Source organism: Microbacterium sp. NPDC055502, assembly GCF_053643635.1.
The window spans coordinates 232,886-239,716 of the sequence record NZ_JBSHKJ010000003.1 but is presented as its reverse complement, the minus strand read 5'-3'; the positions used below and the strand labels follow the sequence as shown (position 1 = coordinate 239,716).

Sequence of the window (6,831 nt, the reverse complement as noted above, 5' to 3'; positions counted from 1 at the left end):
CATTTGACAAGTGCACGCTGTTGAGTTCTCAAGGATCGGATGCTCCCACGACCCAGCCATCACAACCAGGCCCGCAGGGCAACTTCTCTATCTTAGCCATCCCGACTCGCTTGTCAAATCAGCGCGCCGGGCGGATCGAGGATCCGCTGCGCAGCTGAGACAGCCGCAGAAGGGGTGGATCTCCTATCCTAGACGCACGCGCCTGATCTCTCAAGAGAGAAGGAGTGGGAGGTGGTTCTCCGCTTGAGGGGGGTGAAGCTCTGGGCTTCTCCGCTTCCCTGTGGGGCGAACAAGTAATAAGTTACGTGGGTTCCGGGGTTCTGGCAAATCGGGGCACCACCCCCGGGCGTGTCGGCACCGCGACAGGACCACATCAGCCCGGATCAGCCGGGTTTTTCCGCTCGGAAGCCGCGGAGTAGCATCGCGCCATGGGCCCCCACCGTCCCTCCCCCCGTGCCGCCGCTCCCGCGAGGACCCGTCCGAGCGCCGCCCTGCTGCGCCGGGTCTGGACGGAGATCGGCGGAGAGCCCGCTGCCGTGCACGACGCGCTCGCAGACCTCACCGGTCTAGGCGACGTCCCTCTCCCTGCCCGTACCGCCGCCGGGGAACTCGCGCTGGGGAGCACGGCCGCCGCGACGCTGGCGGCGGGGCGCAGGGTCGCGGACCTGGATGTCGCCCGGGTCGCCGCCGCATACCGGAGCGACCGCCTCCTCACGGTCGACGATGCTCCCCCGCCCGTCTGGTCTCCCCTGTCGGGGTTCTGGCCCACCGCCGACGGGTGGATCCGGACGCACGGCAACTACCCCCATCACGCTCGCGGGCTCCGATCCGCCCTGGGGCTCGCGCCCGACGCCGGTCGCCCCGACGTCGCCGCAGCTCTCGCCGCGCTCCCCCGCGACGAGGCCGTCCGGCGGATCGTGCACCACGGAGGACTCGCGGTCTCCGTGCGGGCCGAGCAGCCGGAGCACGACGCCCGTCTCCGCACCATGCCTCTGATCGAGGTCGCCCGTGTCGGCCATGCCGCGCCCTCCGGTCGTCCGACGTCCGGGCTTCTGTCTCCCCTCGCCGGAATCCGCGTGCTCGATCTCACGCGCGTGATCGCCGGCCCCGTCTGCACACGCACACTCGCCCTGCTCGGTGCCGACGTGCTGCGGATCGATCCCCCGGCCATCGCCGAGCTCCCCTGGCAGCACCTCGACACCGGTCACGGGAAGCGCAGCACGATCCTCGATGCCCGTGACCCGGCGATGTCCGCTCTGCTCGCCACCGCCGACGTGATCGTCCTGGGGTACCGTCCGGCGTCGCTCGCACGACTCGGCCTGTCTCCCGACACCCTCGTCGAGAGGTACCCCGGTCTCGTCGTGGCCGAGCTCAGCGCGTGGGGTGCCGACGCGCCGGAGCGCGCGGGCTTCGACAGCCTGGTGCAGGCGGAGAGCGGAATCGCGGTGATCGAGGGCGACGACGGCGTGCCCGGAGCGCTGCCCGCACAGGCGCTCGACCACAGCAGCGGCTACCTGCTCGCCGCGGCGGTGACCACGCTGCTCGGACGGCGTGCGCGCGAGGGCGGATCCTGGATCGCACGCACCTCGCTGCGCCGGGTCGCCGCCGAACTTCTCGGGATGCCGCGCCGCACGGACCCGGTCGCTGCGCCGGATCCGGACGCGGCCTCGCACGAGGCGAGGTTCGACGTCGACGGGGTGTCCCTCGTCACCGCGGCACCGGTCATCCCCGGCACGGCGTTCACGGCGCCGCACCCGTGGGGATCGGACGCACCGCGCTGGTGACCACCGCGCTGGTGACGACAGCCGCTGGTGCCGCGCGCGGTCAGCGCGACCGGACCGGGTCTCCTCGGCGCAGAGCCACCACGGCACACAGCACGAGAGTGAGCGCACCCCACACCGCGCACGCCGGAGGCAGCACGCGATACGCCAGGTGAGCGACGGTGAACTCCGCCGTGAAAGGACCGAGCACCGCGAGACCGATCACCCACGCCGCCGCCAGGATCACCGGCAGCGAGAGCCACCAGGTCACCCGCACCGGCGAGGGCAGCCACCGGGTGACCGCGTCGCGAGGCACCGCACGCCGCAGCCGCAGCGCGGCCCACAGCCCGAGGCCGAGCAACGCCAGCACACTCGAACCGTGCTGCACCCATTTGTACCCGAGCAGCGGACCCCACTGCTCATCCAGCATCGGGAACAGCGCGACGCCCCAGCGCCCCTCGTGCGTGAACGCGTCCCACGCGATGTGCGACAGCACGCCGAGCACGAGCGACACCGCGAGCAGCAGCGGATACCAGGGGCGACCGAGACCGACCCCCACCGCACGGCCCGCGGCCACGGCGCCGCGGTCGTCCCACTCGCGCGGCAGCCGACGCGCGACCCACAGCGGCACCAGCTCACCGACCGACGGCCGCAGCACCACGCGCCAGAGCAGGAAGAGCACGAACGCCAGCAGCGCCGTCCAGATCACGTTGGCCACGGTGTGCGTGAACGAGTAGTCGAGACCCACGCCGCGCAGGAACAGCGGGAGATCCGGCGTCATCGCGCCGATCGCGATCGCCGCGGGCACGAGGGGCGTGCGCACGAACGGCAGCGCGACGATCGCGTGACTCGGCGTGAACGGCATCCGGAGGCCGCGTCAGCTCAGGAACACGCCGGCGAGGGTCTTCTTGCCTCGGCGCAGCACCGAGACGCCACCGGGGAGAGTGCCCTGCACGGTCGCCGTGTCGTCCGCCACCCGCTCGCCGTCGAGCGATACTCCGCCCTGTGCGATCGCCCGCCGCGCCTCCGACAGACTCGACACGAGCCCGGTCGCGACCAGCGCATCGACCACGGGCGTCCCGGGCGCGACGGTCGCATGCGGCAGCTCATCGAGCGCGGAACGCAGCGTCGCCGGGTCGAGCGCGGTCAGGTCGCCCTGTCCGAACAGTGCCTCCGACGCGGCGATCACGGCCGCCGTGGCCTCGATGCCGTGCACGGTCGCCACGACCTCGAGCGCCAGACGCTTCTGCGCGGCGCGTCGGAACGGCTCGGTCGCGACGAGCTCGGCGTACTCCTCGATCTCGGCCCTCGTCAGGAACGTGAACACCTTGAGCCGCTCGATCACATCGGCGTCGGCCGTCGACAGCCAGAACTGGTAGAACGCGTACGGGCTGGTGAGCTCCGCATCGATCCAGATCGCGTTGCCCTCGCTCTTGCCGAACTTGGTGCCGTCGCTGTTCGTGATCAGGGGCGTGCCGATCGCGTGCACGGACACACCCTCGACACGGTGGATCAGATCGGTGCCGCTGGTCAGGTTGCCCCACTGATCGGACCCGCCCGTCTGCAGACGGCAGTCGTACTGACGGTAGAGCTCCAGGAAGTCGAGACCCTGCAGGATCTGGTAGCTGAACTCGGTGTAGCTGATGCCCGCGTCCGAGTTGAGGCGCGCGGCGACCGCGTCCTTCTTCAGCATCGTGCCCACGCGGTAGTGCTTGCCGATCTCGCGCAGGAAGTCGATGGCGGACAGCGGCGCGGTCCAGTCGAGGTTGTTCACCATGCGGGCCGCGTTGTCGCCCTCGAAGCTGAGGTAGCGCTCCACCTGTCCCCGCAGCCGATCCACCCACTCGGCCACCGTCTCGCGTGTGTTGAGCGTGCGCTCCGCGGTCGGACGGGGATCGCCGATGAGCCCGGTCGAGCCGCCGACGAGACCCAGCGGCCGGTGCCCGGCGAGCTGGAGCCGACGCAGCAGGAGCAGCTGCACCAGGTGACCCAGGTGCAGGCTCGGCGCGGTCGGATCGAACCCGCAGTAATACGTGATGGGGTCTCCCGCGAGCAGGGCGCGCAGCGCCTCCTGGTCGGTGGACACGTGGACCAGGCCACGCCACACGATCTCGTCCCACACGTTCTCGAACGTGGGATCGATCGCCTGGGGTGCGGTCGTCAGGTCGGGAGTTGACACGCGCTCCAGGCTAGCAGCGCGCGGTGCGGCATCCCGCCTCACACCGTACCGTCGAGCTCGGCGATCTCCTCGGGCGCGAGGGCGAGCTCGGCCGCGTCCAGCGCGGTGTCGAGCTGCGCGATCTTGCTCCCCCCGAGGATCGGCCGGATGCCGTGCGCGAGCAGCCATGCCAGCACGATCTGCCCGCGCTGGGCGTCGTGCGCGTGCGCGATCCGGTCGAGGACCGCGAGGCGCCGCGCGGTGCCGGGGTGGTCGTAGACCTCGGGGATCGCCTTCGCCGCGTTGTCGTACGCCCCGGACAGCAGGGGCGTGTACGCCCAGGTCTCCAGACCGTTCGCGGCGGCGTAGTCGCGCTGCTCGTCGCTCAGCACGCCGAACGGGTGCACCACCCCCGGCGGCAACGTGCCGGGGCGCGCGCGCAGATAGGTCGCGTTGAGCTGGAGCGCATCGAGCAGCGCGCTGCCGATCGCCGCCGCGTGAGCGCGGGCCCGCTCGATGCGCCAGGCGGGATGATTGGACGCGCCGACGCGCCGGACCGTCCCGCTGCCGGTGAGCGACGCGAGGCCGTCGACCGTCCGCTCGATGGGGACGGCGCGATCCTCCTGGTGCAGCCAGAGCAGATCGATGGTGTCGACGCCCAGGCGCGACAGACTGCCCTCGACAGCCTGCGCGATCGCCCGCGGCGACAGGCCCGTGCGGTGCGCGGGCCACGAGCCCGGCCACAGCGGTTCGGCACCGACCTTCGTCGACAGACGGATGCGCTCGCGGACACCGGGGCGAGCGGCGAGCCACCGACCGATCACCGCCTCGGACGCCCCGCCGTGCCCGGTGTCGCTGGCCCAGAAGCTGTAGCAGTCGGCGGTGTCGATCCAGCTGCCGCCGCGTTCGACGAAGCGGTCGAGCAGGGCGAAGGCGGTGTCCTCATCGATGAGGGTGCCGAAGGACATGGCACCGAGAACGATCGGGGATGCGCGATGCGGAGAAGCGGTCATGCAGGAAGCATGCAACCTGGAGCGCACTCCAGGTCAAGCCCTAGGATCACGGCATGACCACGACCTACACGCCGGCCGAGACCGCCGCCCGCTCCGGCTTCAGCATCGACACCCTGCGGTACTACGAACGCGAGGGCATCCTGCCCGCGGTGCCGCGCACGGCCGGAGGCCACCGGGTGTACACCGATGCGGAGCTCGGGCTGCTCGAGTTCCTCAAGTGCCTGCGCGAGACCGGGATGCCCGTGGAGCGTCTCCGGCGGTACGGACAGCTGTGCCGCGACGACGACACGATCCCCGAGCGGATCGCCCTCCTGGAGGAACACGCCGAGACCGTGGAGCGGCAGCTCGCGGAGGTCCTCGCGCAGCAGCACCGCCTCCAGGAGAAGCTGACCTGGTACCGGAGGCAGCTGGCCTGACTCAGGTGTGCGCGGCCCACCACACCAGGAACGCGGCACCGAGCCCGATGACCCAGCTGACGAGACTGCCGACCAGGAAGTACTCGGCCCTGGCGCCGGTCTCGCCGTCGCGGGAGATCTCGGGGAACCGGACGATGCCCTTGGCCGCGAGCATGGCCGCCAGCACGGGATAGGCGGCCGCGAGGGTGAGGATCATCACCAGCACGCGCTCGAGCGGTCCGATGAGCCGACCGCCCTTGAAGCCGTTGCGCGGATCGGTCGCCGGCAGGACCGCCTCCACCGGGGCATGCGCCGCACGCGCCGCGGCGGGTTCGGCAGTCTCGGGCGACGACGGCTCCGGGGCGACCGCGATCGGGGCGGGGTCGGCCGGCCGCCAGGTGTGCTCGCCGTCGAGGGCCGCCCGCACCACGAGGTTCGACGACTCCAGCAGGAAGACCCCGGCTCCGAGCGCGAGCACGGCGAGGTCGAACGACACCTCGCCGAAGGGCGACCGCAGCGTCCAGAGCTCGCCGATGAGCCCGGTCTCGTCGCGCGCACCCACCCACACGACCGCGCCGATGCTGAGGGCGGCCACGGCGACCGCGGGCCAGAAGCCGGCGCGGGAGGGTCGGCCGTCCGGCATGCTCCACACCCAGAGGGCACCTCCGGCGAGGCCCAGGACGGCCCAGAGGAGCGCCTCCCCTCCGATGCCGAGCAGCACGATGACCGCGGCGGCGACCACGTATCCGAGCCAGCGACGGGGCACGAACTGACGCACCAGATCGGCCGCGCCGATGGCGAGGAGCAGGAAGCCGGCGAGGATCATGCGCCCTCCCCTCGCAACGCCGCCAGTCCCTCGATGAGCGCCGCCGCCCCCGCACTGCGCAGGGACTTGGAGACGCTGGGCTGCGTGATGCTCTCCTGTGCCGCCAGCTCCTGCTGCGACCGGCCGATCAGCCGACCGTAGGTGAGGCGTCGCTCGCGCGCGGTCATGGCGCCGACGAGCTCGTCGCGGACGAGGACGTAGGCGTTGGCGGCGGCGATCACGGCGGGCATGACCTCATCCTGACCCGGGGCACCGACAATCCAGGTGCGCGTCCGCGGCACGGCGCGCTGTTCGCGGGCATGGACGGTCTCGATCGCGGCGCGCGCGGCATACCATCCCGGCCCGTCCGCGAGCTCACCGTGGACCGAATCGACCGCGCGCACCTCCCCCACGCCGATCCCGAAGCGGAAGGCGAGGTCGTCCGGCAGCCGCAGCTGGATCATCAGGAGCGAGGTGAGCGCATCGGTCAGCTCTCGATAGACGGCCTGCTGCTCGTCCCCTACCGTGGGCGTGAGCGGCTGCAGTGCGAGAGGTCGGTCGGACTCGACCTCGGCGATGGTGTCGTCGAGCGCCCGCTGGGCGGCACTGCGGTCGTCGAGCTCGCGGGAGCCCACGATGTCGGCGATCACGGCGATGACCATGGCATAACCGTAGCACGAATAAGCTGAGTTTATGCATC

The 6,831-nt window shown here is 71.5% G+C and carries 7 protein-coding genes; 2 read left to right on the top strand and 5 right to left on the bottom strand.

Translation table 11 applies throughout. The annotated features are described in order from the left end of the window. Nucleotides 1-428: 428 nt before the first annotated feature. Nucleotides 429-1,784, top strand: a complete 1,356-nt coding sequence (locus tag ACWH95_RS17465) for a CoA transferase (RefSeq protein WP_454121092.1) — start codon at nucleotides 429-431, stop codon at nucleotides 1,782-1,784. A gap of 40 nt (nucleotides 1,785-1,824) precedes the next feature. Here ACWH95_RS17465 and ACWH95_RS17460 read toward each other — a convergent pair whose 3' ends face one another. From ACWH95_RS17460 to ACWH95_RS17450, 3 genes are read right to left on the bottom strand one after another with little or no spacing between them, the layout of a single operon-like run. Continuing rightward, on the bottom strand, nucleotides 1,825-2,625 hold the full coding sequence (locus tag ACWH95_RS17460) for a DUF4184 family protein (protein ID WP_136036546.1): 801 nt from the start codon (nucleotides 2,623-2,625) through the stop codon (nucleotides 1,825-1,827). A 12-nt stretch (nucleotides 2,626-2,637) separates the two neighbouring features. After that, nucleotides 2,638-3,939, bottom strand: coding sequence for a tyrosine--tRNA ligase (gene tyrS / locus ACWH95_RS17455; RefSeq protein WP_205812629.1), 1,302 nt, complete (start codon nucleotides 3,937-3,939; stop codon nucleotides 2,638-2,640). A gap of 38 nt (nucleotides 3,940-3,977) precedes the next feature. After that, nucleotides 3,978-4,931: an aldo/keto reductase gene (locus tag ACWH95_RS17450; protein WP_454121091.1), complete on the bottom strand. Its 954-nt coding sequence runs from the start codon at nucleotides 4,929-4,931 to the stop codon at nucleotides 3,978-3,980. Nucleotides 4,932-4,984: 53 nt separating this feature from the next. On the opposite strand from ACWH95_RS17450, the gene ACWH95_RS17445 reads away from it, so the two are divergent. After that, nucleotides 4,985-5,347 carry a MerR family transcriptional regulator gene (locus ACWH95_RS17445; RefSeq protein ID WP_136034243.1) on the top strand — a complete coding sequence of 121 codons (363 nt, stop codon included), beginning with the start codon at nucleotides 4,985-4,987 and terminating at the stop codon, nucleotides 5,345-5,347. Between the two features lies 1 nt (nucleotide 5,348). Here the strand turns inward: ACWH95_RS17445 and ACWH95_RS17440 are convergent, their stop codons facing one another. Both ACWH95_RS17440 and ACWH95_RS17435 read right to left on the bottom strand, forming a co-directional pair. Beyond that, nucleotides 5,349-6,152 carry a hypothetical protein gene (locus tag ACWH95_RS17440; RefSeq protein WP_136034245.1) on the bottom strand — a complete coding sequence of 268 codons (804 nt, stop codon included), beginning with the start codon at nucleotides 6,150-6,152 and terminating at the stop codon, nucleotides 5,349-5,351. Continuing rightward, nucleotides 6,149-6,793, bottom strand: coding sequence for a SatD family protein (locus ACWH95_RS17435; protein ID WP_454121090.1), 645 nt, complete (start codon nucleotides 6,791-6,793; stop codon nucleotides 6,149-6,151). The genes ACWH95_RS17440 and ACWH95_RS17435 overlap by 4 nt, the downstream gene beginning before the upstream one ends. Nucleotides 6,794-6,831: the final 38 nt, after the last annotated feature.

Coding starts and splice junctions, on each gene's coding strand:
- ACWH95_RS17465 (WP_454121092.1), top strand. CDS start 429: ATGGGCCCCCACCGTCCCTCCCCCCGTGCCGCCGCTCCCGCGAGGACC.
- ACWH95_RS17460 (WP_136036546.1), bottom strand. CDS start 2,625: ATGCCGTTCACGCCGAGTCACGCGATCGTCGCGCTGCCGTTCGTGCGC.
- ACWH95_RS17450 (WP_454121091.1), bottom strand. CDS start 4,931: ATGACCGCTTCTCCGCATCGCGCATCCCCGATCGTTCTCGGTGCCATG.
- ACWH95_RS17445 (WP_136034243.1), top strand. CDS start 4,985: ATGACCACGACCTACACGCCGGCCGAGACCGCCGCCCGCTCCGGCTTC.
- ACWH95_RS17440 (WP_136034245.1), bottom strand. CDS start 6,152: ATGATCCTCGCCGGCTTCCTGCTCCTCGCCATCGGCGCGGCCGATCTG.
- ACWH95_RS17435 (WP_454121090.1), bottom strand. CDS start 6,793: ATGGTCATCGCCGTGATCGCCGACATCGTGGGCTCCCGCGAGCTCGAC.